Annotated in this window: 21 protein-coding genes; 13 read left to right on the top strand and 8 right to left on the bottom strand. The window is 72.3% G+C overall.

What is annotated here, in order from left to right; translation table 11 throughout:
- Positions 1-526: 526 nt before the first annotated feature.
- The gene (locus AB0K60_RS10800) at positions 527-1,420 is read left to right on the top strand and encodes an excalibur calcium-binding domain-containing protein (protein WP_364051302.1); all 894 of its coding nucleotides are present in this window, start codon (positions 527-529) and stop codon (positions 1,418-1,420) included.
- Here the strand turns inward: AB0K60_RS10800 and AB0K60_RS10795 are convergent.
- Entirely contained in the window at positions 1,402-3,723 is a 2,322-nt protein-coding gene (locus AB0K60_RS10795; protein ID WP_364051299.1) for a molybdopterin cofactor-binding domain-containing protein, read from the bottom strand. The genes AB0K60_RS10800 and AB0K60_RS10795 overlap by 19 nt on opposite strands.
- A gap of 116 nt (positions 3,724-3,839) precedes the next feature.
- Between AB0K60_RS10795 and AB0K60_RS10790 the strand changes: the two genes are divergently transcribed.
- The 5 genes from AB0K60_RS10790 (at position 3,840) to AB0K60_RS10770 (ending at position 10,713) form a co-directional block, all read left to right on the top strand.
- Positions 3,840-5,408 (top strand): PucR family transcriptional regulator, encoded by a 1,569-nt coding sequence (locus tag AB0K60_RS10790; RefSeq protein ID WP_364051296.1) that lies wholly within the window; start codon positions 3,840-3,842, stop codon positions 5,406-5,408.
- A 211-nt stretch (positions 5,409-5,619) separates the two neighbouring features.
- Positions 5,620-6,906 (top strand): helix-turn-helix transcriptional regulator, encoded by a 1,287-nt coding sequence (locus AB0K60_RS10785; RefSeq protein WP_364051293.1) that lies wholly within the window; start codon positions 5,620-5,622, stop codon positions 6,904-6,906.
- Positions 6,907-7,149: 243 nt separating this feature from the next.
- A complete protein-coding gene (locus AB0K60_RS10780; protein ID WP_364051290.1) occupies positions 7,150-7,836 on the top strand; it encodes a copper resistance protein CopC in 687 nt (228 codons plus the stop codon).
- Between the two features lie 177 nt (positions 7,837-8,013).
- Entirely contained in the window at positions 8,014-10,059 is a 2,046-nt protein-coding gene (locus AB0K60_RS10775) for a cytochrome c oxidase assembly protein (RefSeq protein WP_364051287.1), read from the top strand.
- Positions 10,060-10,314: 255 nt separating this feature from the next.
- A complete protein-coding gene (locus AB0K60_RS10770) occupies positions 10,315-10,713 on the top strand; it encodes an ATP-binding protein (protein WP_364051284.1) in 399 nt (132 codons plus the stop codon).
- 49 nt (positions 10,714-10,762) lie between these two features.
- Here AB0K60_RS10770 and map read toward each other — a convergent pair whose 3' ends face one another.
- Positions 10,763-11,611 (bottom strand): type I methionyl aminopeptidase, encoded by an 849-nt coding sequence (gene map, locus AB0K60_RS10765; RefSeq protein ID WP_364051281.1) that lies wholly within the window; start codon positions 11,609-11,611, stop codon positions 10,763-10,765.
- Between the two features lie 78 nt (positions 11,612-11,689).
- Between map and AB0K60_RS10760 the strand changes: the two genes are divergently transcribed.
- Positions 11,690-11,905, top strand: a complete 216-nt coding sequence (locus tag AB0K60_RS10760; protein ID WP_364052111.1) for a hypothetical protein — start codon at positions 11,690-11,692, stop codon at positions 11,903-11,905.
- Positions 11,906-11,946: 41 nt separating this feature from the next.
- Here the strand turns inward: AB0K60_RS10760 and AB0K60_RS10755 are convergent, their stop codons facing one another.
- Positions 11,947-12,525, bottom strand: a complete 579-nt coding sequence (locus AB0K60_RS10755; RefSeq protein WP_364051278.1) for a hypothetical protein — start codon at positions 12,523-12,525, stop codon at positions 11,947-11,949.
- A gap of 101 nt (positions 12,526-12,626) precedes the next feature.
- Between AB0K60_RS10755 and npdG the strand changes: the two genes are divergently transcribed.
- Complete coding sequence (gene npdG / locus AB0K60_RS10750) at positions 12,627-13,292, top strand: NADPH-dependent F420 reductase (RefSeq protein ID WP_364051275.1); 666 nt, start codon at positions 12,627-12,629, stop codon at positions 13,290-13,292.
- Positions 13,293-13,353: 61 nt separating this feature from the next.
- On the opposite strand, the gene AB0K60_RS10745 is transcribed toward npdG, so the two are convergent.
- Positions 13,354-13,974, bottom strand: a complete 621-nt coding sequence (locus tag AB0K60_RS10745; RefSeq protein WP_364051272.1) for a Uma2 family endonuclease — start codon at positions 13,972-13,974, stop codon at positions 13,354-13,356.
- 126 nt (positions 13,975-14,100) lie between these two features.
- Between AB0K60_RS10745 and AB0K60_RS10740 the strand changes: the two genes are divergently transcribed.
- The 3 genes from AB0K60_RS10740 to AB0K60_RS10730 all read left to right on the top strand — a co-directional run bounded on the left by AB0K60_RS10740 (position 14,101) and on the right by AB0K60_RS10730 (position 16,602).
- On the top strand, positions 14,101-15,285 hold the full coding sequence (locus AB0K60_RS10740) for an aminotransferase class I/II-fold pyridoxal phosphate-dependent enzyme (protein WP_364051269.1): 1,185 nt from the start codon (positions 14,101-14,103) through the stop codon (positions 15,283-15,285).
- Positions 15,286-15,361: 76 nt separating this feature from the next.
- Entirely contained in the window at positions 15,362-15,664 is a 303-nt protein-coding gene (locus AB0K60_RS10735; protein WP_364051266.1) for a metalloregulator ArsR/SmtB family transcription factor, read from the top strand.
- Positions 15,661-16,602: a threonine/serine dehydratase gene (locus tag AB0K60_RS10730; RefSeq protein ID WP_364051263.1), complete on the top strand. Its 942-nt coding sequence runs from the start codon at positions 15,661-15,663 to the stop codon at positions 16,600-16,602. The genes AB0K60_RS10735 and AB0K60_RS10730 overlap by 4 nt, the downstream gene beginning before the upstream one ends.
- Before the next feature lie 26 nt (positions 16,603-16,628).
- Here AB0K60_RS10730 and panB read toward each other — a convergent pair whose 3' ends face one another.
- Positions 16,629-17,501, bottom strand: coding sequence for a 3-methyl-2-oxobutanoate hydroxymethyltransferase (gene panB / locus AB0K60_RS10725; protein WP_364051260.1), 873 nt, complete (start codon positions 17,499-17,501; stop codon positions 16,629-16,631).
- Positions 17,502-17,731: 230 nt separating this feature from the next.
- Here panB and AB0K60_RS10720 point away from each other — a divergent pair, with 230 nt between their 5' ends.
- Both AB0K60_RS10720 and AB0K60_RS10715 read left to right on the top strand, forming a co-directional pair.
- Positions 17,732-19,330, top strand: a complete 1,599-nt coding sequence (locus tag AB0K60_RS10720; RefSeq protein ID WP_364051257.1) for an MFS transporter — start codon at positions 17,732-17,734, stop codon at positions 19,328-19,330.
- 7 nt (positions 19,331-19,337) lie between these two features.
- Entirely contained in the window at positions 19,338-19,970 is a 633-nt protein-coding gene (locus AB0K60_RS10715; RefSeq protein ID WP_364051254.1) for a TetR/AcrR family transcriptional regulator, read from the top strand.
- Between the two features lie 217 nt (positions 19,971-20,187).
- Here AB0K60_RS10715 and AB0K60_RS10710 read toward each other — a convergent pair whose 3' ends face one another.
- The 3 genes from AB0K60_RS10710 to AB0K60_RS10700 form a co-directional block, all read right to left on the bottom strand.
- Positions 20,188-21,978 (bottom strand): NAD+ synthase, encoded by a 1,791-nt coding sequence (locus tag AB0K60_RS10710; protein ID WP_364051251.1) that lies wholly within the window; start codon positions 21,976-21,978, stop codon positions 20,188-20,190.
- A gap of 72 nt (positions 21,979-22,050) precedes the next feature.
- Positions 22,051-23,628, bottom strand: coding sequence for a BTAD domain-containing putative transcriptional regulator (locus AB0K60_RS10705; protein ID WP_364051248.1), 1,578 nt, complete (start codon positions 23,626-23,628; stop codon positions 22,051-22,053).
- Between the two features lie 57 nt (positions 23,629-23,685).
- Positions 23,686-26,004 carry a histidine kinase gene (locus AB0K60_RS10700; protein WP_364051245.1) on the bottom strand — a complete coding sequence of 773 codons (2,319 nt, stop codon included), beginning with the start codon at positions 26,002-26,004 and terminating at the stop codon, positions 23,686-23,688.
- Positions 26,005-26,059 lie beyond the last annotated feature (55 nt).

Here is a 26,059-nt window from a genome sequence, read left to right as displayed (position 1 = left end):
AACCCTCCGAGGAGACCGCCTGCAGTGCCCATCCCCCATTCACTCTGCGGTCCTGGCCGCCCTCCGCGCACCGCACAATGGGCATGGATTGTTTATCGTTACCTGACAAATTGTCAGGGCTTCCGCGCCCGGGCGTCGGGGTGATCGTTTGATTGGCCCGAAATCCCGCGCCTCGATAGGCTCTGGCGCGGACGCGGCGGACGGATCGGGGGAGTGAGTGCACGACAGTCCCGCCCCGGGCGCGTACCCCCCGGGCGCCCAGCCACCTGGCACATATCCCCTGGGCGCATATCCCCCGGGTGCCCAGCCACCGGGCGTGCAACCAGCGGGCCCCCAGCCACAGGGCCTCCAACCACAGGGTCCGCAACCTCCCGGCGTACCGTCCCCCGAGGCGCCCCGGACGCAGGGAGGCGCCGCCGGGCAAAACGGGACCGGACAGAACGGAACCGGACAGAATGGGGCCGGGCACAGCGGGGCCCCGCGCGCAGCCACGATCGCTCTGACGGTCTCGCTCGTCCTGGTCGTGGTGCTGACCGGGGTCCTGGCGACCGTCGCGGTGCTGATGACGCGCAACCCCGACGCCCCGCCGCTGTCCACCGTGGCGGTGCGCCGCCTGCAGACGCCCATGCACTTCGCCCCGGTCAAGGCGGTCAAGCAGGCGCCCTGCCCCGGCGCGGAGGCGGTGCTGGACGAGGCGGGCACCACCTGCTACCAGGTGGAGCCCGGGGTCACCGTGACCACCGTGCAGAAGATCGAGACGTTGCGTGAGCGCAACGGCTCCTACTCGGTGCGCATCGTGCTGTCGCCGCAGAACCGGGGGCCGATCTCCGACCTCACCAGGGACACGGTCGAGCGGCAACTCGCCGTCATCGTCGGCGACAAGGTCGTGACCGCCCCCCGCGTCACCCAGGCGATCATCCAGGACAGCCTCAGCATCGCGGGCTTCACCAAGGAGGGCGCCGACGCGCTGGTCGCGCGACTGGTCGGGGCCCCCGGCGCGCCCCCGGCCACAGGGCCGTCCACGGTGCCCAATACGACGCGGTCATCCGCCGGGACCGACGCGGGCACCGCGCCCGGAACCTCGCCCGCGGCGACCGCCTCCACCTCGGCCGGTTCCGGGGCCACGCAGGGCACCCGAGGCGGAAACCCGGCCTCGGGGACCGGCAACACTGGCGGAGCGGGCGGCACCGGCGGTACAGGGGGCACCGGCGGCGCGGGCGGTACAGGGGGCACGGGCGGCACCCGCGGCACGGGCGCAGCCGCGGCAGGCGGCAGCCCCAGGTTCGACTCCTGCCGCCAGGCCGTCGCCAACGGCTACGGCCCCTACACCCGCGGCTGGCATCCCGAGTACGACTGGTACGCCGACGGCGACATCGACCATGACGGCGTCGCCTGTGATCCTCAGGACCTGGCGGCCTGAGCCGCCGCCCCGGCCAGGGCGATGTCCTCGGGGCGGATGGGGACGCGCGTGAGCGGCAGGCCGGTGGCGGCGCGTACGGCGGCGGCGATCGCCGGCGTCGAGGACAGCGTGGGCGGCTCGCCCGCGCCGCGCAGGCCGTACGGGGCGTGCGGATCGGGGTTCTCCAGGATGGACAGCCGCATGGGCGGCACGTCCAGGATCGTGGGGATCAGGTAGTCGGTGAACGACGGGTTGCGCACCACCCCGTCGCGTACCTGGATCTCCTCCATCAGGGCGAGGCCGAGGCCCTGCGCGCTGCCTCCGTGGATCTGGCCCTCCAGCGCGAGCGGGTTGAGCGCCCGCCCGACGTCCTGCACCGCGGCGAGCTCCACCACCTTGACCAGGCCGAGCTCGACGTCCACGTCCACCACGGCGCGGTGCACGCACAGGGCGAGCTGCACGTGCGAGGAGCCCTGGCCGGTGACCGGGTCCATGGGCACGGTGGGCCGGTGGTGGAACTCGCGGGTCTCCTCGACCGGGCCGTGCCGTTCCAGCAGCTCGGCCAGGGACGCGCCGGGGCTCGCGGCGCGCAGCGCGTCCAGCCTCGCCCGCACGGCCTCGCAGGCGGCCTTGACCGCGCCGCCCGTCATGTACGACTGGCGGGAAGCCGAGGTGGAGCCGGCCGAGCCGACGCCGGTGTCGGCGGGCACGACCGTGACCCGCCGCACGCCCAGCTCGGTGCGGGCGATCTGGGTCTGGATGGTGAGCAGCCCCTGGCCCACCTCGGCGGCGGCCGTGTGCACCAGCGCGTGCGGCTCGCCGCCGAGCAGCTCGACCCGCACCCGCGCGGTGGAGTGGTCGTCGAACCCCTCGGAGTAGCAGATGTTCTTGATGCCGACGCCGTAGCCGACGCCGCGCCGTACCCCCTCCCCGTGCGTGGTCTGCGCGACGCCGCCGGGGAGCCCGCGCAGGTCGTCGGCGGGCCCCGGCGGCGGCAGCGGCATGGCCGCCAGCTCGCGCAGCATGGCGGCGAGCGGCGCGGGGGAGTCGATCACCTGGCCGGTGGCGAGCGCCGACCCCTGCGAGACGGCGTTGCGCACGCGGATCTCCACCGGATCGAGCCCGCACGCCTCGGCGAGCCGGTCCATCTGCGACTCGTAGGCGTAGCACGCCTGCACCGCGCCGAAGCCGCGCATCGCCCCGCACGGGGGATTGTTGGTGTAGACGACGCGGGCGTCGATGTCCACGTTCGGCACCTCGTACGGCCCCACGCCCAGCGAGGCCGCGTTGGCGACCACGGCACCGGAGGAGGACCGGTACGCCCCGCCGTCGAGCACGATCTCGGCGCGCACGTACACGAGCCTGCCGTCGCGGGTCGCGCCGTGCTCGTAGCGCATCCACGCCGGATGCCGGTGCACGTGCCCGAGGAACGACTCCTCGCGGCCGTAGACGAACTTCACCGGGCGGCCGGTGCGCAGCGCCAGCAGGCAGGCGTGGATCTGCATGGACAGGTCCTCGCGGGCGCCGAACGCGCCGCCGACGCCGGCGAGCGTGAGCCGTACCTTCTCGGCGGGCAGCCCCAGGCACGGCGCGATCTGCGCTTGGTCGACGTGCAGCCACTGGGTGGCGACGTACAGGTCCACGCCGCCGTCGTCGGCGGGCACGGCGAGCCCCGACTCCGGGCCGAGCGGCGCCTGGTCCTGCATGCCCACCTCGTACTCGCCGGTCACCACCACCTCGGCGGCGTCCGGCCCCGTGCCCAGTCCTGTGCCCAGTCCCGTGCCCAGCCGCATGCCCGGCCCCGAGTCACGCCCCGCGCCGGTGAGCACCGGCTGGCGCCGTACCAGGTTGCCGCCGGGATGCACCGGCGGGCAGGCCGGGTCGAAGGCGGCCCGCCGGGCGTCGGTCACCGGCTCCCGCACCTCGTAGCGCACCGCGATCGCGGCGGCGGCGCGGCGCGCGGTCTCGGGATGGTCGGCGGCCACGATCGCGACCGGCTCGCCCTGGTAGCGCACCTGGTCGATGGCGAGCACCGGCTGGTCGGCCGCGTCCAGGCCGTAGTGCTTGGCCCCGGGGACGTCCTCGTGCGTCAGCACGGCGTACACCCCCGGCATGGCGAGCGCCGGGCCCACGTCGATCGAGCGGATCCAGGCGGACGGGTGCGGGCTGCGCAGGGTCGCCCCCCACAGCATGCCCTCCAGGAACAGGTCGGAGGAGTAGGCGAACTCGCCGGTCACCTTCAGCGTGCCGTCCGGGCGCGGCGCGCTGTCGCCGACGCCTCCGGGCGCTCGATCGGCCCGCGCGTCCGTCTCGGTGTGGCTCATTGTCGCAGTACAGCAGGGCCGTACGGCGGGGCCTAGTGGCGTCGCGGAGAAGCGCGGGGGCGTGGCGGGGCCCGTCGTTGGAGGTTCCTCCAAAGGCGGGGGATTAGTCTTGGTACGTGCGCATTCGCGATCTTCTGGCCATTCCGCACCTGAAGCTGCGGCTGCTCTGGGGCGAGGAGCACCTGGACCGGGTGATCGGCGGCGCGCAGGTGACCGATCTGCCCGATCCCGGACGCTACGTCGCCAGTGGAGAACTCGTCCTGACCGGGCTGATGTGGCTGGACGAGCCCGCCGACTGCCGCCGGTTCGCCGACGTGCTCGCCGCGGCCGGCGTCGCGGCGCTCGGGGCCGGGGACGCCCGCCTCGGGCACATCCCCGGCGCGCTCGTCGAGGCGTGCCGGGCGCGCGGGCTGCCGCTGATCGAGGTGCCCGTCGAGGTGTCGTTCGGTGCGATCGTGGACGAGGTGAACCGCCGGCTGACCGGGGCGCGGGCCGGGGAGCTCAGCAGCGCCCTCGGCCGCCACCGGCGCATCGTCGCCGCCGTGGCCGAGGGGGCCGGGCTGGAGGAGCTGCTGGCGCTGACGGCGAGCGAGCTGGGCATCACCGGCGGGGTGATCTCGGCGGCGGGCACGCCGATCGCGGGCTCCCTGGGCGTGGCGCCGGGCGAGCTGCCCGCCCTGGCGGGGCGGCTGGCCAGGGAGTACCTGGGCGCGGCCAAGCTGCCGCACGTCGCGCGGGTGGGCGGCGGCGCGTACACGCTGTTCGCGGTGGACCGGTCGCACCGGGCGGCCGGGTGGGTGCTGGCGTGCGCGGGGGAGCCGGGCGTCGACGTCGGCCTCGAACTGGCCGCGTGCGTGGCGCTTGAGCGCAACCGGCAGGAGGAGGGGCGGCGGGTCGAGCGCCGCCTCGCCGCCCAGCTCATCGGGCTGGCCTGCTCGGCGAATCCCGAGCCCGTCGAGCTGGCCGCGCGGCTGCGCACCTGCGGCATCGAGGCGGGCGACCCGTACGCGGTGGTGGCGGCCACGGTGCGGCGGCCGGGCGCGACCCGGGGGCCGGATCCGGCGGCGCTCGGCGGGCAGGTGCTGGAGGAGCTGCTCGACCGGCGGGTCGTGGCGGTGGCGGGGGCCGACGGGGCGGTGGCGATCGTGCCGCTCGCCGTACCCGGGGATTCCGGCGCGCCCGGCGGACCGCCGGAGACGGCGAGGGCGCTGGCCGAGCGGCTGCGCGCGGGGGTGGAGGCCCTGGCCCCCGCTCTCGCGGGCGCCGGCGCGGCCGTCGGCGTGAGCGCCGCGGTGCGGGGGCCGGGGGCCGTGCGCGGGGCGGTGGAGGAGGCCGGGCACGCCCGGCGGATGGCCGAGTCGCGCGGCGGCGGCGTCGTGACGAGCGACGAGATCTACACACACGATCTTTTGCTGGCGACGGTGCCCGACGACGTCCGGCGCTCGTTCGCCGCGCGACTGCTTGATCCTTTATTTGATTATGATCGGCGGCACCAGTCGGAGCTTGTGCGGACCCTGGCGACTTTCCTCGAATGCGCCGGGTCGTGGCACGCCTGCGCCGACCGGCTTCATATCCATGTGAACACGGTTAGATATCGAATTCGACGCGTCGAGGAGTTGACCGGCCGCGATCTTTCCTCGATGGCCGACCGGGTGGACCTGTTCCTGGCCCTGCGGGCGAACTGAATCAAGAAACGTCAGCAGCAGCCGAATGGCAGGTCCATAAGCCGGATCGGTGACGCGGAAAACGTCGCATTGTTGGCTGTGATAGTCGTAGCATTGGTCCCTGCGGCCGCGACCGATAGACCGGTCAGAACGGCCAGACCAATGAGGGCGAGGCGTCGGCGCATGTTGACTCCCGTCGTGTCGTACGGCTCGGAACATCTTAGGGGTGCCGGTGAGCAGTCAAGATCTCGTGGGCCAGCGAATCAAGACGGTGCGCCGTCAGCGCGGTCTGTCGCAAGCCCAACTCGCACATCCGGAGCTGTCGGATAGCTACGTTTCCCTAATCGAGAGTGGAAAGCGTACTCCGACACCGGCCGTCCTGGAACTGCTCGCCGCCAAGCTCGAATGCTCGCTCACCTATCTGCTCAACGGCGTCACCGCCGAGCAGATGGAGGAGATCGAGGTCGGCCTCCGCTTCGCCCGGCTCGCGCTGGAGAACGGCGAGGTGGAGGAGGCACGCGCCCGCTTCGCCGAGCTGCGCGCCGACCCCAGCCTCGCCGGCCTTGCCCAGCTCCGCCTCGACGCCGAGTACGGCTACGCCCTCGCGGCCGAGGCCTGCGGCGACCTGGAGGAGGCCATCGAGGTCCACGTGCGGCTGCTGGAGTCCGAGGACCTCGCCACCGAGCGGCGGATCGCGATCTCGCTGGCGCTGTGCCGCTGCTACCGGCAGCAGGGCGACCTGACCGCGGCGGTGCGGGTCGGCGAGCGCATGCTCGGCCGCGAGGACCGGCCGTCCTGGAGCGACGAGCTGGTGGAGCTGGGGGCGACGCTGCTGCTCGCCTACATCGAGCGCGGCGACCTGCTGCGGGCCCGGCAGTTCTCCGGCGAGCTGCTGGCCGCGGCCGAGCAGCTCGGCACCCCCCGGGCCACCGTCGCCGCCTGCTGGAACGCCGCCATCGTCGCCGAGCAGACCCGGCGCGGCGACGAGGCCCTCGCCCTGGCCGAGCGCGCCCTGGCCATCCACTCCGAGAACGGCGACGCCCGCAACCTCGCCCGCGTGCGCGGCGCCTACGCCTACCTGCTGCTGCGCATCCGCCCCGAGGAGGCCGAGACCTGCCGCGACCTGCTGGTACGCGCCAAGGCCGAACTGAACGAGACGTCGGCGAGCATCACCGACCGGGCGCTGTGCAACGTCTACCTCGCCAAGGCCGAGCTCGCCCTCGGCAACAACGAGAAGGCCGCCGAGTACGCCATCGAGGCCCTCGGCAAGCTCAAGGAGAACGCCCGCGGCCCCCGCGCCGAGGCCCGCCTCGTGCTCGGCCACGCCTACCTGCGGCTGGGCAGGGACGACGCCGCGGCGAGCGAGCTGTCCGCCGCCGCCGAATGGCTCGGCCAGGCCCCGGTCTCCCGCTCGATCACCCAGGGCTGGGTCACCGCCGCGGCGGCGCTGGAGAACCTCGACGACGAGGAGGCCAGCGCCGAGGCCTACCAGCGCGCCCTCGCCGGAGTCGGCCTGTAACACCTCACGATCCACCCCGCGATCCCCCTCACGATCCTCAGCGAGCCGCCCGATCGACCTCTCTCCGATCGGGCGGCTCGCCCATGTGCGCCCCTGATCGCGCGCTCACTCGGTGGACCTGGTGGCCAACGATTAAGGGGGAGCGTGGCGCGGTGCGCGGTCCCGCCCGCCTTGGCCCGTCGGCCCGTGGATTACGCCGGTGGCGTCGAGACCGGGCCCCCGCATCGGTAGCCTGGTGACGTTATGAGGACCTCATCCTTCGCGGCCGTGTCGGCCGGTGCGCTCGCCGTACTGGTGAGCGTCCTGCTCGGCACCGTGCTCGCCGCGCCCGCCCTGGCTCACACGACCCTCAAGCGCAGCGACCCGGCGAAGAACGCCAAGGTCGAGAAGCTGGAGCGGGTGGAGCTGGAGTTCACCGAGCAGGTACGGCTGCCGACCGTGATCGTCCGCGGCCCCGGCGGAAAGAACGTCCACGACGGCAAGGCGAAGGCCGACGGGCGGATCGTGACCCAGGACGTCGTCGACGACCTGCCCGCGGGCAAGTACACGATCGCCTACCGGGTCGTCTCGGCGGACGGGCACCCGGTCGAAGGCGAGATCCCGTTCACCGTGGTCGCGCCCGAGCCCGCCGAAAGCGAATCCGCGACGCCGGACGCGACCGACTCGCCGGACGCGACCGCCTCGGCCGACACGACCAGCTCGCCGGACGCGAGCGCCGTCGGGGCGGCCGGCGCACCGTCCACCGCGCCGCCCGCCTCCACCGCGGCGACGCTGGCCTTGACCGAGGAGCAAAAAGGCGGCGTGCCGGTGTGGCTGTGGATCGTGGTGTTCGGCCTGGCCGGGGTCGGCATCGGCCTCGCCATCAGCCTGCGGCCCAAGAAGACCGGCGACAAGACGCCCGAGGACGCCAAGACGACCGGGGAACAGTGAGCGGCCCCGCCGGGAACGGCGACGAAGCCGGAGAGCGGTGACGACCGGGACGTGACGCCGAAGACATGACGATTAGGACGTGACGCCGAGGACGTGACGACCAGGACGTGGCGACGAGGACGTGGCGACGAGGACATGACGCCGAGGAAATGACGACAAGGACATGAAGTCGAGGACATGAAGACGGCGAGCGGGCAGGGACGGGACGAGCGGACCGCGGGGCCGGTCGGGCGGGGCGGCACGGCGCGGCTGATCATCTCGGCCGCGTGCCTGGCGGCGGGCGCGCTGGTGGTGGCGATGGTCGCCGGAGGAGCCGCGAACCCGCGCATCATCCCCGGCCTGCCGGACCAGGGCATGTTCACCCGCTGGATGCTGCCGGTGTCCAAGCTCGCCATGGACGTCGCCGGCGTGCTCACCGTGGGGCTGCTGCTCGCCGCGACCGCGTTCCTGCCCAGCGACAAGGGCATGCTCGGCAAGAACGCGCTCGGCTACGTCAAGGCCGCCTCCTGGAGCGCGCTCGCCTGGTCCGGGGCCGCCGCGGCCACGCTCGTGTTGACCGTCTCCGACACCCTCGGCATGCCGGTCGGCGAGCTGCTCGCCGGGAACGAGCTGACCAGCTTCGCCGGGCAGACCCAGCAGGGCGTCGCGCTGGTGCTCGTGGTCCTGTTCGCCGTGGCGATCGCGTTGTTCGCCCGGGGCGCGATCACGGCGGGAGCCTCGGCCGGGATGCTGGTCCTCGCCCTGATCACCCTGCTGCCGTCGCCGCTCACCGGCCATTCGTCAAGCGCCCCCAACCACGGCCTGGCGACCACCTCGGTCGCCTTCCACATCCTGCTGCTCGCGCTGTGGATCGGCGGGCTCGGCGTGCTGTGCGTGCACGCCCTGCGCGGCGGGCGGCACCTGCCCGAGGCCGCGGCGCGGTTCTCCCGCACGGCCCTGTGGTGCTTCGTCGGGGTCGGCCTGTCCGGCCTGTTCAGCGCCCTGGCCCGGCTGACGTCGGTGACGGACCTGGTCACCTCCTCCTACGGCTGGCTGATCGTGTTCAAGACCCTCGCCTTCGCCGGTCTTGGCGTGATCGGCTGGTGGCACCGCCGCCGCACCCTGCCGGAGATCGCCGCCGGGCGCTCCCGGGCCTTCGTGAACCTGGCCACCGGCGAGGTGCTGCTCATGGCCGCGACGATGGGCCTGGCCGTGGCCCTGTCGCGGACCGCGACGCCGCCCGTGGACGCGCCCGTCGACCGGGCCTTCGAACTGCTCGGCTACCCCCTGCCGCCGCCGGTCTCGCTGTCCAACCTGGCGACGCTGTGGTGGTTCGACCTGTTCTTCGCCGTCGTCGCCGCGGCCCTCGCCGGTTTGTACGGCGCGGCCGTGGTCCGGCTGGCCCGCCGCGGCGACCGCTGGCCGGTGGCGCGCACCCTGTCCTGGTTCACCGGCGTGGTGATCCTGGTGATCGCCACCCAGAGCGGCGCGGCCCGCTACGCGCCGGTGCTGTTCAGCGTGCACATGGCCGAGCACATGGTGCTCTCCATGCTGGTGCCGATCTTCCTGGTGCTCGGCGCGCCGGTCACGCTCGCGCTGCGGGCGCTCAAACCGGCCGCGCGCCGCGGCGACCGCGGCCCGCGCGAGTGGCTGACGGTGATCCTGCACAGCCGCGTGATGAAGGTCGTGGGCCACCCCGCGTACGCGACGATCATCTTCGTCGGGTCCACCTACGCGCTGTACTTCACGCCGCTGTTCGCCGCGGCGATGCAGGAGCACCTGGGCCACATCGCGATGACCGCGCACTTCCTCGCCGCCGGCTCGCTGTTCTTCTGGGTGATCATCGGAGTGGATCCGGCCCCGCACGCGCTGCCGCACGTCTGGCGGCTGCTGCTGCTGTTCGTCACCATGCCGTTCCACGCGTTCTTCGGCGTGGCGCTGATGAGCATGACCACGGTGATCGCCGAGGAGTGGTACGTCCAGCTCGGCCGTACGTGGGGGGCGTCGTCGCTGGCGGACCAGTCGGCGGGAGGCGGGATCGCCTGGGGGTTCGGGGAGATCCCCACGCTGATCGTGGTGATCGCGCTGGCCTTCCAGTGGTACCAGAGCGACGAGCGCCGGGCGCGCCAGGCCGACCGCCGCGCCGACGCGGTCGCCGCCCGCACCGGCGGCACCGGGGACGCCGAACTCGACGCCTACAACGAGTACCTGGCGCGGCTGAACAAGTCGGACGGGGCCGGGTAACCCGCGAGGCTATGGAGCCCTAACTTTCCGGAGTGCTGCGACATACCTTTGGGTAGCGTTTCCTGGAGAGGGCGTCACGCGTCGGAGGTGGGGGGCCGCCGCCGGGATGCCTGACCGTTCTCAATCACTCGTCGAGCGTGAGCCGGTAACGTCACAGTTGATCGACGCGCTCATGGCCGGGGTGGGGAGGCGAACGTGTCGCCGCCGAGACGCGCTCAGGAGGGTCGGGGGACGTAGGTGCATGAGGAACTTCGCATGCGAGGGGACCGGGGGCTCTCGCAGATGCTGGAGGACCACTTCGCGGAGTGGTCCGAACGCACCGGCATCGCCGTGGAGGTGTGGGCGCTGCCCCGGCGCGAGCCGTCCCCTCGTGTGGTCGCCAACGTCTACGCGACCGTGCGCGAGGCCCTCGACAACGTGGCGCTCCACAGCAGGGCGCGGACGGTGTCCGTCGCCCTCACCGTCGGCCCGAGCGGCCTGCGGCTGACCGTCAGCGACGACGGGCACGGCTTCCCGTCCTGGACGACCGGGCGCGGCCTGGTCGCGATGCGGGCGTACTTCGCCGAGATCGGCGGCAGGCTCACCGTCAACTCGGTGCCCGGCGGAGGCACCACCGTCAGCGGCTTCATCCCGGCGGAGGCCCTCACCTCCTGAGCCGCCGACCGGTGCGGCGCAGGGCGGACTAAGGCAGGATGAGGACCGGTTAAGGCAGGGTGAGGATCTCGTACCCGCTCTCGGTGACCAGGATGGTGTGCTCGAACTGGGCCGTACGCTTGCGGTCCTTGGTCACCGCCGTCCACCCGTCCGGCCAGATCTCGTAGTCGATCGTGCCGAGCGTCAGCATCGGCTCGATCGTGAACGTCATGCCCGGCACCAGCGTGCGCGTCAGCGACGGGTCGTCGTAGTGCGGCACGATCAGCCCGGAATGGAACGTCTCGCCGATGCCGTGCCCGGTGAAGTCGCGCACCACCCCGTAGCCGAACCGCTTGGCGTACGCCTCGATGACCCGGCCGACGATGTTGAGCTGGCGGCCCGGCGCGACGGCCCGGATGGCCCGCATCATCGCCTCGCGCGTGCGCTCCACCAGCAGCCGCGACTCCTCGTCCACCTCGCCCACGAGGAACGTGGCGTCGGTGTCGCCGTGCACGCCCCCGATGTACGCCGTGATGTCCACGTTGACGATGTCGCCGTCGCGCAGCACGGTGTCGTCGGGGATGCCGTGGCAGATCACCTCGTTGATCGAGGTGCACAGCGACTTGGGATAGCCGCGGTAGCCCAGCGTCGAGGGGTAGGCCCCGTGGTCGCACAGGAACTCGTGCCCGATCCGGTCGAGCTCATCGGTGGTGACGCCCGGCGCGACGTGCCTGCCGACCTCCTCCAGCGCCTGCGCGGCGATCCTGCCCGCGACCCGCATGCGCTCGATCGTCTCCGGCGTCTGCACGTCGGTCTCGCCCCTGCGCGGTTGTTTCCTGCCGACGTACTCTGGGCGCTCGATGGAGGAGGGGACCTTGCGTTGGGGCGAGATCCGCCCCGGCCGGAGAGTGGTCGTCATGACGGCAAGTCTAATTGCGCTCGCGGCAGGGCAGGATCGCAGCGGAGACGCGGCGGGGACGAGTGCCGAGGAGGCCCGGTGAGCGAGGAGTGGAACGAGGACCTGCACGGGGAGATCACCGAGCGCTGGTGGTTCTGCCTGAAGCACATGCGGGTGGAGCCCGACGAAGGCTGCCCCAACAAGGACCGCATGGGCCCCTACCCGACCCGCGCGCAGGCGGCCGCCGCCCTCCAGACGGCCGCCGAGCGCAACGAGGCCTGGCGGAAGGACGACAAGAAATGGGACGACGATTGAAGCCGCCGGGCATCACCCTGGAACGCCGAGGCCGTAACCCGTCACTCGGGGACGTATGGCCCGGTGACGCGGTCGGCGAGGCGGGCGAGGCGTTCGCGCAGGCCGAGGCGGTGCTGCGGCGGCTCGCCCGCGGCCATGCTCACCAGGTGCTGGGCGGCGTCGAAGCTGAGCGGCGCCGCCTTGGGCACGGCGAGCGCCTCGTGGGCGAGGCCCTCCAGCTCGGGGTCGCCGCCGTCCAAGGCGAGGATCGTCGCCCCCGTACGGCGGGCGTCGTCGACGCGTTCCAGCAGCGGCGCCGGTGCCGGGTCCTCGGCGACGACGAGCAGCGTCTCGCCGCGCCGGGCCGCCTCGACGCGCTCCAGGCCGATCGACAGGTGCGCGGGCGCGCCGGGCGGCGGCGACCAGCGCACGAGCGTGGGCGTGAGCTGGGGCAGGCCGGACAGCCGCGCCTCGTCGTCGAGATGCGCGGCCAGATGCCAGGGATCCTCCTCCGGCGTGCCGACCACGAGCAGACCGCCGGGCGACCGGGTGGAGCGCAGCGCCCGGCCGAGCCGCCGGGTGCCCTCCACCCAGGCCGAGGACAGCACTTCACGCAGGAAGGCCACCGAAGCCGCGTCCATGCCCCATATCGTGCCGCAGCGTCGGCCATACGTCCCGCGAACGCCCGTTCCCACCGGACCCGGCGCTCCCGGTTTCCCCGCCACCTGGCAGGATCTACACCATGAGCATTGAACTGCCGGACGTGAGCGGACTTTCGATCGGGATCCTGGGCGGCACGGGCGACCAGGGCAAGGGCCTGGCCCGCCGGTTCGCCCTGGCCGGGCACACGGTGCTGATCGGCTCACGCAGCGCCGCGCGGGCCGAGGAGGCGGCGGCGAGCCTGGACGTGAAGGTGCGCGGCGCGGAGAACGCCGTCGTCGCCGCCGAGGCGGACGTGGTGGTGGTCGCGGTGCCCTGGGAAGGCCACAAGGCCACGCTGGAGGCGCTGCGCGAGCCGCTCGCCGGAAAGATCGTGGTGGACTGCGTGAACCCGCTCGGCTTCGACGCCAAGGGCGCCTACGCGCTGCCGGTCGAGGAGGGCGGCGCCGCCCTGCAGGCCCAGGCCGTACTGCCGGACAGCAGGGTCGTGGCGGCCTTCCACCACGTGTCGGCGGTGCTGCTGCTCGACCCCGGCGTGGACGAGGTCGACCTGGACGTCCTGGTGCTGGGCGACGACCGCGAGGCCACCGACACCGTCCAGGCCCTGGCGAGCCGCATCCCCGGCGTCCGCGGCGTCTACGGCGGCCGCCTGCGCAACTCCGGCCAGATCGAGGCGTTCACCGCCAACCTCATCTCGATCAACCGCCGCTACAAGGCCCACGCCGGCATACGCATCACCGACGTCTGACCGTACTTCTGGCCTAACTCATGGCCTCACGTGTGGCCTAACTTGTGGCCTCACTTTTAGCTCACTGCGCCTGCTCCGGGCGCAGCGCCTCCCAGAGCACCTCGGTGTCGAGGGTGACGTCCATGGGACCGGGCAGTTCGAGGGGCTGCCCGAACGCCACCTTGTGCTCCTTGCCGTAGCCTTCCGCGCTCGGCTCGGAGAACAGTCGGAGGCTTGCGTCGTATATGTCCACGACGAGACAGAGCGGGACGCCGGACCGCGCGTAGAAGTTCGGCTTCAGCGTGTGATCGTCGAATTGGCTGCTCGGTGAGACCACTTCGACGGCGAGGAGCACGTCGTCGGCGTGGACCTCGTGCTCACCCCACAGGCGCGGGTTTCTGGGCACGACGGTCAGGTCGGGGCGGTATCGGTCCATGTTCGTGCCGAGGAACAGGGACGCGTCCGGCCACAGGCGCCAGCCACGCAGCCTGGTGAAGGGCATGAGCATCTCGATGAGGAGGAAGATCACGTCATTGTGTTTCGGGCCGGGCATGGGGGATATCACGATCCGGTGGTAAATGATCTCAACACGGTGATCGGGTAGTTCGTCGCAGAGTTGTCTCCACCTCTGCTCCAACTCCGCCCGTGGATCGACCGTGACGGGTGGTGTCATGTGCTCGTGCTTGTCCAAGACCTTGGCCATGTCCTTGATGATGCCCGCGGACCGATGGATTCGCAACGTGAGCGATCGATCGCATATGGTTGTCATCGGTGGCGGCGATGGCGGACTAAAACTGACAAATAGCGCTATTAAGGTCATTCTTACTCTATGAATCCCTTGCGCCCTGAAACGCGTACCGTCCACCTGCCGCAGCCGTCGTTGGAGGGCAGTGGCCCGATAAAGATCCCGATCTACCAGACCTCGGGCTTCGTGTTCGAGGACCCCGCCGTGTTCGCCGAGGGCATGCGGCGGCCGAACGGGGCGTTCGTCTACGGGCGGCTGTCCAACCCCACGGTGCGGGCGCTGGAGCAGGCGGTCGCGGATCTGGAGGGCGGGGTGGGCGGCGTCGCCGCGAGCTCGGGCATGGGGGCGATCAACACGGTGCTGCTCGGCCTGCTCAAGGCCGGCGATCACCTGATCGCGCAGCGGGCCCTGTACGGCGGCAGCGCCGCGGTCGTGGCCGACCTGGCCGCCCGGTTCGGCGTCGAGGTGACGTACGTGCCCGAGGACGACCCGGAGGCGGTCCGGGCCGCGCTGCGCCCCGAGACCCGGATGCTCTACCTGGAGACGATCGCCAACCCGATGACCCAGGTCGCCGACCTGCCCGGGATGTGCGCGGTGGCCCGCGAGGCGGGTGTGATCACGGTCGTGGACAACACCTTCGCCTCGCCGATGTTGTGCCGCCCGATCGAGCACGGCGCCGACATCGTCGTGCACTCCGCCACGAAGTACCTCAGCGGCCACACCGACGTGCTCGGCGGCGTCGCGGTCTTCGCCACCGAGGAGCTGCATGAGCGGGTGTGGCACTTCGCGGTCGAGCTGGGCAGCACCGCCGACCCGTTCGCGGCCTGGCTCACCCTGCGCGGCATGCAGACGCTGCCGCTGCGCATGGAGCGGCACTGCGCCAACGCCCGGCTGCTCGCCACCCGGCTCGCCGAGCACCCGGCCGTGGCCCGCGTGCACTGGCCCGGCCTGCCCACCCACCCGTCGTACGCGCTGGCGGCCAAGCTGCTGCCCGACTTCGGCGGCGTGTTCTCCTTCGACCTGGTCGGCGGGCGGGCCGCGGGCGAGACCTTCATGCGGTCGGTACGGCTCGCCCTGCTGGCCCCCTCGCTCGGCGGCGTGGAGACGCTTGTGCTGCACCCGGCGACGACCTCGCACCGCGGCCTTGACGCCGAGGAACTGGCCGCCGTCGGCATCGGCGCGGGCACGGTTCGCGTGTCGGTGGGCATCGAGCACCCCGAGGACCTGTGGGCCGACTTCGAGCAGGCGCTGGAGCACTGCCGGGCCTGATCTCGGCCCGGCTCGGCGCGCACTCCGGCGGGGACCGGGATTGACAGGACCATTCGGAACTTAGGAAAATTCCTCAGTGCTTCCGGTGGACGTGATGCGGGCCCTCGCCAGCGAGCGGCGGCTGTGCATCCTGGAGTGGCTCAAGGATCCCGTCGCCCATTTCCCGCCGCAGACGGACGGCGACCTGGTGGAGGACGGCGTCTGCTCGGTCTACCTGGCCGACAAGCTCGGCATGACGCAGCCGAGCGCGACGGGCCACCTGAAGATCCTCGAACGGGCCGGGCTGATCCGCGGCAGGCGCATCAAGCAGTGGGTCTTCTACCGCCGCGACGAGGAGCGCATCGCCGAGATCAAACGACTGATAGCGGGGGAGTTGTGAGGCGAGTGGACGGCGCGGCGACACCGGCGCGGGCCGACGTCGAGCGGGCGGCGGAGCGGATCGCCGGGTACGCCCGGCGTACGCCCGTGGTGGAGGTCGAGCCGGGGCTGTGGCTGAAGCTGGAGACGCTGCAGCACAGCGGGTCGTTCAAGGCGAGGGGCGCCTTCAACCGCATCCTGAGCGCGCGGGAGGCCGGTCTGCTGCCCGCCGCCGGGGTCATCGCCGCCAGCGGCGGCAACCACGGCCTGGCGGTGGCGTACGCGGCCGGGACGCTCGGCGTACGGGCGGAGATCTTCGTGCCCGAGGTCACCAGCCCGGTCAAGGTCGCCGGGCTGCGCGCGCTCGGCGCGGAGATCACGCAGACCGGCGCGATCTACTCGGACGCCTACGAGGCGTCGGTCAAGCGCGCCGCCGACACCGGCGCGCTTGAGCTCCACGCCTACGACCAGTTCGAGATCGCCGCCGGGGCGGGCACGACGGGCCTGGAGATCCTGGAGCAGACCGGGGGAGTGGACACGATCCTGGTCGCCGTCGGCGGGGGCGGCCTCATCGCGGGCGTGACCGCCGCCGTGGCGGGCCGCGCCCGGGTGGTGGCGGTCGAGCCCGAGCTGATCCCGACCCTGCACGACGCCCTCGCCGCCGGTCGCCCGGTCACCGTGAACGTCTCCGGCGTCGCGGCCGACTCCCTCGGCGCCAGCCGCGTCGGCCGGGTCGCGTTCGACGCGGCCACGGCGGCGGGCGTGCGGAGCCTGCTCGTCTCCGACGACGACATCATCGCCGCCCGCCGCGAACTGTGGCGCTCCTACCGGATCGCCGCCGAGTACGCCGGAGCCACCGCGCCGGCGGCCCTGCTCTCCGGCGCGTACCGCCGCTCGCCGGGTGAGCGCGTCGCCGTGATCGTCTGCGGCGCCAACACCGACCTCGCCACGCTCGCCTGACGGCGGGGACGAGCGGGGCGGCGTGCTCAGGCGTAGCTGTGCTCGGCCGAGGGGAAGGAGCCGGTCGCGACCTCGTCGGCGAAGGCGCGCACCGCGCGGTCCATCTCGCCCGCGAGGTCGAAGTACTTCTTCACGAACTTCGCCGGACGGGTGTTGAGCCCCATCATGTCCTGCCAGACGAGCACCTGGGCGTCGCAGCCGGGACCCGCGCCGATGCCGATGGTGGGAATCGACAGCGCGGCGGTGACGCGCTCGGCCAGCTCGGCCGGGACACATTCGAGCACGACCGCGAAGGCGCCCGCGTGCTCCAGGGCCTTGGCGTCGGCCATGAGCTCGTCGCCGGACTGGCCCCGGCCCTGCACCCGGTAGCCGCCCAGCACGTTCACCGACTGCGGGGTGAGGCCGAGGTGACCCATCACCGGGACGCCGGCCGAGACGAGCGCCTCGATCTGGGGCAGTACGCGCCGACCGCCCTCCAGCTTGATGGCGTGTGCCCCGGCCTCCTTCATGAACCGTGCGGCCGACTCCAGCGCCTGCTGCGTCGAGGCCTGGTAGGAGCCGAACGGCAGGTCGGCCACGACCATGGCGCGGGAGGAGCCGCGCACCACCGCGGCGGTGAGCGGGATGAGGTCGTCGACCGACACCGGGATCGTCGTGTCGTAGCCGTAGACGACCATCGCGGCCGAGTCGCCGACGAGCAGGACGGGGATCCCGGCCTCGTCGAACACCCGCGCCGTCATCGCGTCGTACGCGGTCACCATGGGCCACCGCTCGCCGCGCTCCTTGGCGGCGGCGATGTCGCGCACGGTCACCCTGCGCCGAGCCTGGCCGCCGTACAGCGCGGTCGACCGGTCGATGGCGGTGACAAGGGAAGCGGACGATGTGGAAGCAGAGGACATCGATACCTCCAAGCCTCGAGGCGCCCCTGTGGCGTCCCCGGACGTCTCCGATGATGGCACGGCCACCGTCACGTACAACACCCCCGCCCCCGCTCCTTCACCCCGCCGCTGGTCTCGCTGTGCGCGAACACCTCCGAAGGAATCGAAACGCAACGGTTGCGTATCGCATTATGGGTGCGCTACGGTAGCGTAGCGAAACACGCCCGTATCGAAATCCGTTTGGAGTTGTTGTGGAGCAATCCGCGCAATCCGCGCACCCGCGCCGCTGGCAAATCCTCGCCGTGATGGTGCTCAGCCTGTTAACCGTCGTGCTGGACAACACCATCCTGAACGTCGCCCTCAAGACGATCGCGGACCCCGTCGAAGGTCTGGGAGCCACCCAGAGCCAGCTCGAATGGGCCATCAACTCCTACACGCTGGTCTTCGCCGGTCTGTTGTTCACCTTTGGCGTGCTCGGCGACCGCACCGGCCGCAAACGCATGCTGCTGATCGGCATGGCGGTGTTCGGCCTGGCATCCCTGGCGAGCGCGTACGCCCAAGACCCGACGCAGCTCATCGTGGCCCGGGCGCTGATGGGCATCGGCGGCGCCGCGATCATGCCCGCCACGCTCGCGATCATCTCCAACGTCTTCCCGCCGCAGGAGCGGGGCAAGGCGATCGGCATCTGGGCCGGCGGCGTCGGCCTCGCCGTCGCGGTCGGGCCGATCACCGGCGGCCTGCTCATCGAGAGCTTCTGGTGGGGCTCGGTCTTCCTGATCAACGTGCCGGTGGTGCTGATCGCCATCGTGCTGATCGCCGTGCTCGTCCCCGAGTCGCGCGACCCCATGCCGGCCAAGCTCGACCCGATCGGCGTGCTGCTGTCCATCGTCGGCCTCGTCGCCCTGACGTACGGCATCATCCGCGGCGGCGAGCTCGCCACCGTCGCCAGCCCGCAGGTGTTCGCGCCGGTCGTGCTCGGCGTGCTCATGCTGGCCGCGTTCGTCTGGTACGAGCGGCGCATCGACCACCCGGCGTTCGACGTGCGCTACTTCCGCGACGCCCGCTTCTCCACCGCGGTCGCGCTGATCGGCATGGTCTTCTTCGCCATGATGGGCACGCTGTTCTTCCTCGTGTTCTACTTGCAGGTCGTGCTGGGCTACAGCCCGCTGCAGTCGGGCGCGCTGATGATCCCGTTCGCGACGGCGCAACTGCTGTTCTCCCCGCTCAGCCAGCGCATCAACGCCCGTTTCGGCCCCCGGCCCACCGCCACGGTGAGCATGCTCGTGGTCGCCGGGGTGCTCGCGAGCTACTCCCTGCTGACCGCGCAGACCCCGATCCCCGTCCTCATGGTCCTGTTCTTCGTGCAGGGCGCCGCGATGGCCAACCTCATGCCGCCCGCCACCACGGCGATCATGGAGGCGCTGCCCCGTGAGAAGGCCGGCGTCGGCTCGGCGATGAGCAACACCATCCGCCAGGTCGGCGGCGCGATGGGCGTGGCCGTGCTCGGCTCGCTCCTGTCGGCCATCTACCGCGACGGCGTCGCACCCGCGCTGACCGCGCTCCCCGAGGCCGTACGGCACGCGGCCGGCGAGTCCCTCGCCGCGACCATGGCCGTCGCCCAGAACCTCGGCCCGCGCGGCGCGGCCCTGATCGAGCCGGCCAACCACGCCTTCCTCGACGGCATGCACGTCACCGCGCTCGCCGCGTCCGTCATCGCCCTGCTGGGCGCGCTGGTCGTGCTGAAGTGGCTGCCCGGGAAGAAGGCCGCGCCCGCCGAGCCCTTCGCGCAGCAGCCCATCGAATCGGAGAAGCAGACAACGGTATCGGAGAAGCAGACAACGATAGGGTGAGGTAATCATGACGACGCAGCGCGAAGCCGTGGCCGCCCGCGCCCCGGGCCGTCCCCGCAGCGAGAAGGCCGAAAAGGCGATCATCGCGGCGGTCATCGACCTGCTCGCCGAGGGCCTGAGCCTGTCCGAGCTATCGATCGAGGCGATCGCGCAGCGGGCGGGCGTCGGCAAGACCACGATCTACCGCCGCTGGTCCAGCAAGGAGGATCTGGTCCTCGACGCGCTCACCACGCTCAAGGCCCCGGTCCCCGACTTCGGCGACCGGTCCACGCGCGACGCGCTGGTGGGTTACCTCAGACTCATGCAGAACGAGTCGGAGCACCCCCGCGCCCGGTGCATCATGAACGTCGCGCTGCGCGAGCGCGAACGCTACCCGGACCTGGCGGAGCGCTTCCACAAGCTCGCCATCGAGCCCCGGCGGGCCGTACTGCGGGATATGCTGCAACGCGGCGTGGACAGCGGGGAGCTCCGCCCCGACCTGGACATCAAGGTCGCCATGTCCGCCATCATCGGCGCGATGCTCTACTTCACCAAGTGGAATCACGGCAACGAACCCCCCGCCGACCTCCCCGAGCGCATCGTCGAGGCCCTGTTCCGGGGGTTCGCTGGGGGTAAAGCCGGGGGTAAAGCCGGGGGGTAGAGCAGCGGGGGTGGACCTGTGCACGACCTGCCTGCGCGGCCATGCGCCGGACTTCTTCTTGTGAGAGATTCCGGCTCGGCGCCGCGCAGGCGACCGGTCGTTTCAGGCGATAGGCCGACGGAAACGGCTCACCCGCCGAAAGCAGGATCCCCCTGGCTGATCGGCGAAGGGGGCGGGGCGTCCGGCACCGGAGCGGATTCGACGCCATCGAGTGCCGCTAAGGCGCCGTCTCGCGCCAGCGGTTGGTGATGGGCAGGCGGCGGTCGCGGCCGAAGTTCTTCGGGGTGATCTTCGGCCCCGGCGGGTACTGCCGCCGCTTGTACTCGGCCCGGTCCACCATGCGGATGACCCGGGCGACGAGTTCCGCGTCGTGGCCCGCGGCGATCAGCTCGTCGCGGCCCATGTCCCGCTCCACGTAGTCGATGAGCAGCCGGTCGAGGATCTCGTACGGCGGCAGCGAGTCGGTGTCCCGCTGGTCGGGCCGCAGCTCGGCGCTGGGCTCCTTGATGATGGAGTGCTCGGGGATGGGCGGCTCGGCGAAGCCGTGCAGGAACTCGTTCTCCCGGCCCGCCTGCGCGTTGCGCCAGCGGGACAGGTCCCACACCATCGTCTTGAACAGGTCCTTGATCGGGGCGAAGCCGCCGGCCGCGTCGCCGTACATGGTGGAGTAGCCGGTGGCGAGCTCGCTCTTGTTGCCCGTGGTGAGCACCAGGTGGCCGTGCTCGTTGGACAGGCCCATCAGCAGCACCGCGCCGCGGATCCGGGCCTGCAGGTTCTCCTCCGCCAGCCCGTGCAGGTCGATCTCCTTCTCCACCGCGTTCACGATCTCGGCGATCGGGGCGACCCGCGCGTGCACGCCCTGCCGCCGCACCAGCTCGTGGGCGTCGGTGAGCGAGTGGTCGGAGGAGTAGCGCGAGGGCATCAGCACCACGTGCACCCGGTCCGGGCCGAGCGCGTCGGAGGCGATCGTCGCCGTCAGCGCCGAGTCGATGCCGCCGGACAGGCCGAGGATCACCGACGAGAAGCCGTTCTTGGCGACGTAGTCGCGCACCCCCAGCACGAGCGCCGCGTACACCTCGGCCAGGTCGTCGAGCCGGTCGGCGATCCGCGGCGGCTCGGGAGCGTACGGCGCGACCGGGTCCGCCGACAGCTCCAGCCGCTCCACCGTGATCATCGTGCCGTCCTTGGCGTCCACCGTGAACCGGCCGGGGCGGGCGTCGGCGGAGGCGGCCGGCAGCTCCAGGTCCACGACGAGCAGGTCCTCGACGAACTGGCCCGCGCGGGCGAGCAACCGGCCCTGGGCGTCCACCACGAGCGAGTCTCCGTCGAAGACCAGCTCGTCCTGCCCGCCGACCTGGTTGACGTACACCACCGGGCAGCCGGCCTCGCGGGCGCGGCGGGCGACCAGCTCCAGCCGCACGTCGTTCTTCTCCCGCTCGTACGGCGAGGCGTTCGGCACCACCAGCAGCCCCGCCCCCGCCTCGGCGGCCACCGACACCGGCCCGCCCTCCTGCCACAGGTCCTCGCAGATGGCGATCGCCACGTCCACCCCGTGCAGCCGGAAGACCGGCAGCCGGTCGCCGCGCACGAAGTAGCGGTACTCGTCGAACACCCCGTAGTTGGGCAGATGGTGCTTGGCCGTACGGGTGACGATCCGGCCCCGGTGCAGCAGCGCGGCGGCGTCGAGCGGCGTCCCCTTCGGCAGGCCCACGCGCGGCTCCAGGTTCGCCCGGTCGACGTACCCGACCACGACGGGAAGCTCGCCCAGCCCCTCGTCGGCGAGCCGCCGCGCCGCCGCCTCCAGGGTGGCGATCGAGGCGTCGACGAACGAGCGGCGCAGCACCAGGTCCTCCACCGGGTATCCGGTCAGGAACATCTCGGTGAAGACCACCAGATGCGCGCCGCGATCCGCCGCGCGGCGCGTCCATTTGAGCAGTTTGTCGGCGTTGGCGGCGAGGTCTCCCACCGCCGGATCGGTCTGTGCCAGGGCTATACGCAGTTGGGCCACGAGACCCAGCGTACGGTCCGTTCCGCAGAGGCGACCTGGGGAGGGGGCGACCCGGGGAGGGGGAGGGATCGTTCAGGTTCGCGGCGTGACGAGTCCGGTCTCGTAGGCGAGCACGACGAGCTGGGCGCGTTCGAGCAGCCCGAGCCGGTGCAGCAGGGCGGTGACGCGGGCGGCGACGTCCGCCTCCGGGACGGCGAGCGTCTCGGCGATCTGCGCGTTCGTCAGCCCTCGGACGACCAGCTTGATCAGGTCCAGGTCGGCGTCGGGCAGACCGGCGAGCGGGGCGGGGGCGGCGGGGTCGCTGTGGCCCGCGAACGAGGCGATCAGGCGGGTGGTGATGACCGGGTCGATGAGCGCGCTGCCCTCGGCGGCGGCGCGGATCGCGGCGACGAGCCGCTCGGGGGGCGAGGTCTTCAGCACGAAGCCGCTCACCCCGGCGCGCAGCGCCGCGTACAGGTTCTCGTCGGTGCCGAACGTCGTCATCACGATGACCTTGGGCGGGTCGCCGTCGGCGAGGATGCGGCGGGCCGCGGCCAGGCCGTCCAGGCGCGGCATCTGGATGTCCATCAGCACGATGTCCGGCCGGACGTCGCGGACCAGGGCGATGGCCCGCTCCCCGTCCTCGGCCTCGCCCACGTGCTCCAGGCCCGGCTCCAGGTTGAGAATGGTCCGCAGCCCCGTACGCACCAGCGCCTGGTCGTCGGCGACCGCCACCCGCAGGATGCCGTTCACACCGCTCGGACCCGGCTCCCCGGAGGAGTCGGCGGACGACCCCGGCGCGGATCCGGCCGCCGCATCCGGGCCGATGGCCGATCCGGCGTCTCGGACGGCGGCGGACATGGCCCCTGTGCCCGGTTTCGCGCCCGATGCCGCGTTAGGCGCGGCGGCCCGATCGACGTCCAGATGCGGAGCCTGCGCGAGGATGTCCCGTTCCAGTCGCTGGAGTTCCACCCCCAGGTCGAGTCCCAGCTCCTCGCGTAGCAACGTGCGCGCCCGGCGCAGCGCCCCGAGCGCGTCACCCTGCCGTTTGGCGCGATACAACGCCAGCGCGAGCAGTCGCCACGCCTCCTCGCGCAGGGGATGCGCCGAGGCGTGCGCCTCAAGATCGGGCACGATCGCCGGGGCCTCGCCCAGCCGCAGCCCGGCCTCGGCCCGGCGCTCCACCGCCACCAGCCGCAACGCGTCCAGCCGCAGCGACTCGGCCTTCGCCCACCCCAGCTCGGCGAACTCCGCCAGCGCCGGCCCCCGCCACAGGCCGACCGCCGTCCCCATCCGCTCCCACACCCGCGCGGCGTCGTCCGCCGGGGTGTTCTTCACCAGGTCCTCGAACCGCCAGGCGTCCACCTGCCCGGCATCGGTCCGCAGCGCGTACCCGGGCGGCGCGGACACCAGCACCGCCGCCTCCTCCCGCGGCGCCCGATCCGGCTCAAGCGCCCGCCGCAGCCGCGAGACGTACCCCTGGATCGTCGACAACGCCTGCGTCGGAGGCTCGCCCGGCCACAACTCGTCGATCAGCACGCTCATCGGTACGGCACGGCCCCCGGCGACCACCAGCCGCGCCAGCACCGACTGCTGGCGATGCCCGCCCAGATCGATGGGCGATCCGCCGCGCCGTACTTCGAACGGTCCGAGAACATGAAATGTCAACATTGCTTCGCAAGCGTACGGCCCCGCGACGCCGCTGGTACATGCCGCGGGTGAAGATCGTCAGCCGTAGGGGAACATCGCCTCGACCAGGGTGCCGCCCGCCTCGCCGGAGATCACCGAGCAGGTGCCGCCGAGTTCGGCGGCGCGTTCGCGCATGGAGGTCAGGCCCACGCCCGAGCGCGGCCGCGACGGCAGGCCGATTCCGTTGTCGGCCACGCGCAACCGAAGCACGGTGCCGTGACCCGCCGCCCCGGATCCGTCGCCGCCGGGCCGGAGGTCACCCCCATCTCCGGCCCTGGACGACCCGCCATCCCGGCCTTGGACTCGGTGACCGTCCTCGTTCTGGATCCGGTCTCCATCCCGATTTTCAACCCGGTCCTCAGCGCGGGCTCCGAATCGGCCCTCGGCCCGGGTCCCCGCCCGGTGCCCGTTTCGGTCGCCGTCCAGACCCCTGTTTCGGTCACCATCCCCCGCGTAGCGGCGGATGTCGATGCGGGCGGCGGTGGCGTTCGCGTGGCGGCGGATGTTGGTGAGCGCCTCCTGCACGATCCGGTACACGGCCACCTCGACGGCGGCGGGCAGGCCACCGAGATCGCCGCTCACCACCACGGCCGTCTGCGGCGGAGCCTCGCCGGCGAGCGCCCGGATCGCCCCCTCCAGGCCGAGATCGTCCAGCGCGGGCGGGCGCAGCCCGTACACCAGCTCGCGGATGTCGCCCGCGACCGCGTCCATACCGCTGCGCAGCCCCATCAGCAGCTCGTCGGCCGAGTCCGGGGAGCGTTTGAGCTGGATCCGGGCCATGTTCAGCGTCATCGCCATCGTCGACAGGCTCTGCCCCAGCCCGTCGTGCAGGTCGCGGCGCAGACGGCGGCGTTCCTCCTCCCGCGCGCCGAGGATCCGCTCCCGGGAACGCTGCAAGTCGGCCGCCATGCGTACGGCGTGCGCCACATCGGCGGCGTGCGGGGTGAGTGCCGCCAGCACCCGCTCGCCGTGCGCGGCGGAGAAGCGGCGCGGACCGGGCGGGCCGAGCAGGAGGCTGCCCACCCGCTCGCCGTGCCAGATGAGCGGAATGCGGCGGGGAGCGGACCCGACCATGCCGCTCTCCACGTACGACGGGCGGCCGTCGGGCACCTCGACCGCCGCCCCGGTCACCGCGAGCCCGTCGCGCAGCACGGCGACGACCGAGGCCAGCGCCTCGGCGGGGTCGGCCTGGTGCAACTCCCGGGTGAGCCGGTCGGCGAGGCGGCCGGGATCGCCGGCGTCGCCGTACAGCATGCGGTCGACGAGGCGCTGCAGCCGCCGCCGCAGCGGCTGGAAGACGGCCCCGGCGAACAGCGCCGCCACGAGCCCGGCGATCCGGTCGTACTCCGACACCACCAGGCTCGACAGGGCCCCGGCGGCGAAGTACACCGAGCCGACGACCGCCAGTAGCCCGGCCGCGACGAACGTGCGGCTGATGACCGTGTCGATGCCGTACAGACGGTAGCGGGTCACCGAGAACGCGATCGCGGCCGGGATCAGCGCCGCCCAGACCGTGGCGACGTGCCACACCGGGGGACCGATGAGCAGGAAGACCACGTACCCGGTGAAGCCGAGCAGCGGCCAGGCGATCTGCCGCCGCGGCTCCGGCCCGGCCCGGCGGAACCGCGCCGCCAGCGACAGCAGCCCGACCACGATCGCCGCGAGAATGCCGACCCACGCCCACTGGCTGATCGCCGCGTTGTACGGCGCGAGCGCGGGGATCTCCAGCGGGTTCGCCACCACGGCGGGCAATTCCGGCCGTACCGGGCGGGGACGGACGATGATGCGCGCCATCTCGACGAGGATGGGCAGCGAGCACACTACGGCCACCGGCCGCCAGCGGCGGGACGGCAGCCGCCCGTCGGGGGAGACCAGCGGCAGCAGCGTCGCCAGCAGCAGCCCGCACATCGCCCAGCCGACCGCCAGGCCGTAGCGCAGATAACCGGCCGTGACCAGGTCACCGTCCGCCGCCGTGCGCAGCATCAGCGCCGAGCAGATCTCGGCCACGCCCCCTGCCAGGCCGCCGGCGATCATCATCCACGCCATGGTCAGTCTCGGCCGGTGGTGGACGAGAAACGCGCCGACGGCGGGAAACGTCAGCCCGGCCCCGACCTCGGGCGTGGCCGGGATCTCCGGCCTCCACTCCGGCGGCAGCGCGGCCTGAATCACCAGAGCCGCGATGATCAACGCGGGGGACGCCACCGCCGCCACGACCGCCGCCGACCGGGCGAGCGTGATGCCCCGGCCGTACCCCGGGATGTCCGGCGTCGCGCCCGAGGGCTCACCCGCGTCGGACGCCTCACCCCGCCCCGTCTTCGCGGTGGCGCCCTCCGTCCCCACCGGTGCGATCCCCGTCACCCCGATCAACCCTTCGCCGCGCCGTTCCTCCCCCTGTGCCGGGAGGTTATCCGCT

Source organism: Thermopolyspora sp. NPDC052614 (genome assembly GCF_040678635.1).
Lineage (GTDB): Bacteria > Actinomycetota > Actinomycetes > Streptosporangiales > Streptosporangiaceae > Thermopolyspora.
Note: the sequence above shows the minus strand (reverse complement) of the source record. Positions and strands in the feature narration are given on the sequence as shown.

What these genes read in the sequence shown, in the direction of transcription:
- AB0K60_RS10745 (WP_364051272.1), bottom strand. Translation starts at nt 13,974, where the DNA reads ATGGCCAAGGTCTTGGACAAGCACGAGCACATGACACCACCCGTCACG.
- AB0K60_RS10775 (WP_364051287.1), top strand. Translation starts at nt 8,014, where the DNA reads ATGAAGACGGCGAGCGGGCAGGGACGGGACGAGCGGACCGCGGGGCCG.
- AB0K60_RS10705 (WP_364051248.1), bottom strand. Translation starts at nt 23,628, where the DNA reads ATGTTGACATTTCATGTTCTCGGACCGTTCGAAGTACGGCGCGGCGGA.
- AB0K60_RS10715 (WP_364051254.1), top strand. Translation starts at nt 19,338, where the DNA reads ATGACGACGCAGCGCGAAGCCGTGGCCGCCCGCGCCCCGGGCCGTCCC.
- AB0K60_RS10755 (WP_364051278.1), bottom strand. Translation starts at nt 12,525, where the DNA reads ATGGACGCGGCTTCGGTGGCCTTCCTGCGTGAAGTGCTGTCCTCGGCC.
- AB0K60_RS10770 (WP_364051284.1), top strand. Translation starts at nt 10,315, where the DNA reads ATGCGAGGGGACCGGGGGCTCTCGCAGATGCTGGAGGACCACTTCGCG.
- npdG (WP_364051275.1), top strand. Translation starts at nt 12,627, where the DNA reads ATGAGCATTGAACTGCCGGACGTGAGCGGACTTTCGATCGGGATCCTG.
- AB0K60_RS10795 (WP_364051299.1), bottom strand. Translation starts at nt 3,723, where the DNA reads ATGAGCCACACCGAGACGGACGCGCGGGCCGATCGAGCGCCCGGAGGC.
- panB (WP_364051260.1), bottom strand. Translation starts at nt 17,501, where the DNA reads ATGTCCTCTGCTTCCACATCGTCCGCTTCCCTTGTCACCGCCATCGAC.
- AB0K60_RS10740 (WP_364051269.1), top strand. Translation starts at nt 14,101, where the DNA reads ATGAATCCCTTGCGCCCTGAAACGCGTACCGTCCACCTGCCGCAGCCG.
- map (WP_364051281.1), bottom strand. Translation starts at nt 11,611, where the DNA reads ATGACGACCACTCTCCGGCCGGGGCGGATCTCGCCCCAACGCAAGGTC.
- AB0K60_RS10780 (WP_364051290.1), top strand. Translation starts at nt 7,150, where the DNA reads ATGAGGACCTCATCCTTCGCGGCCGTGTCGGCCGGTGCGCTCGCCGTA.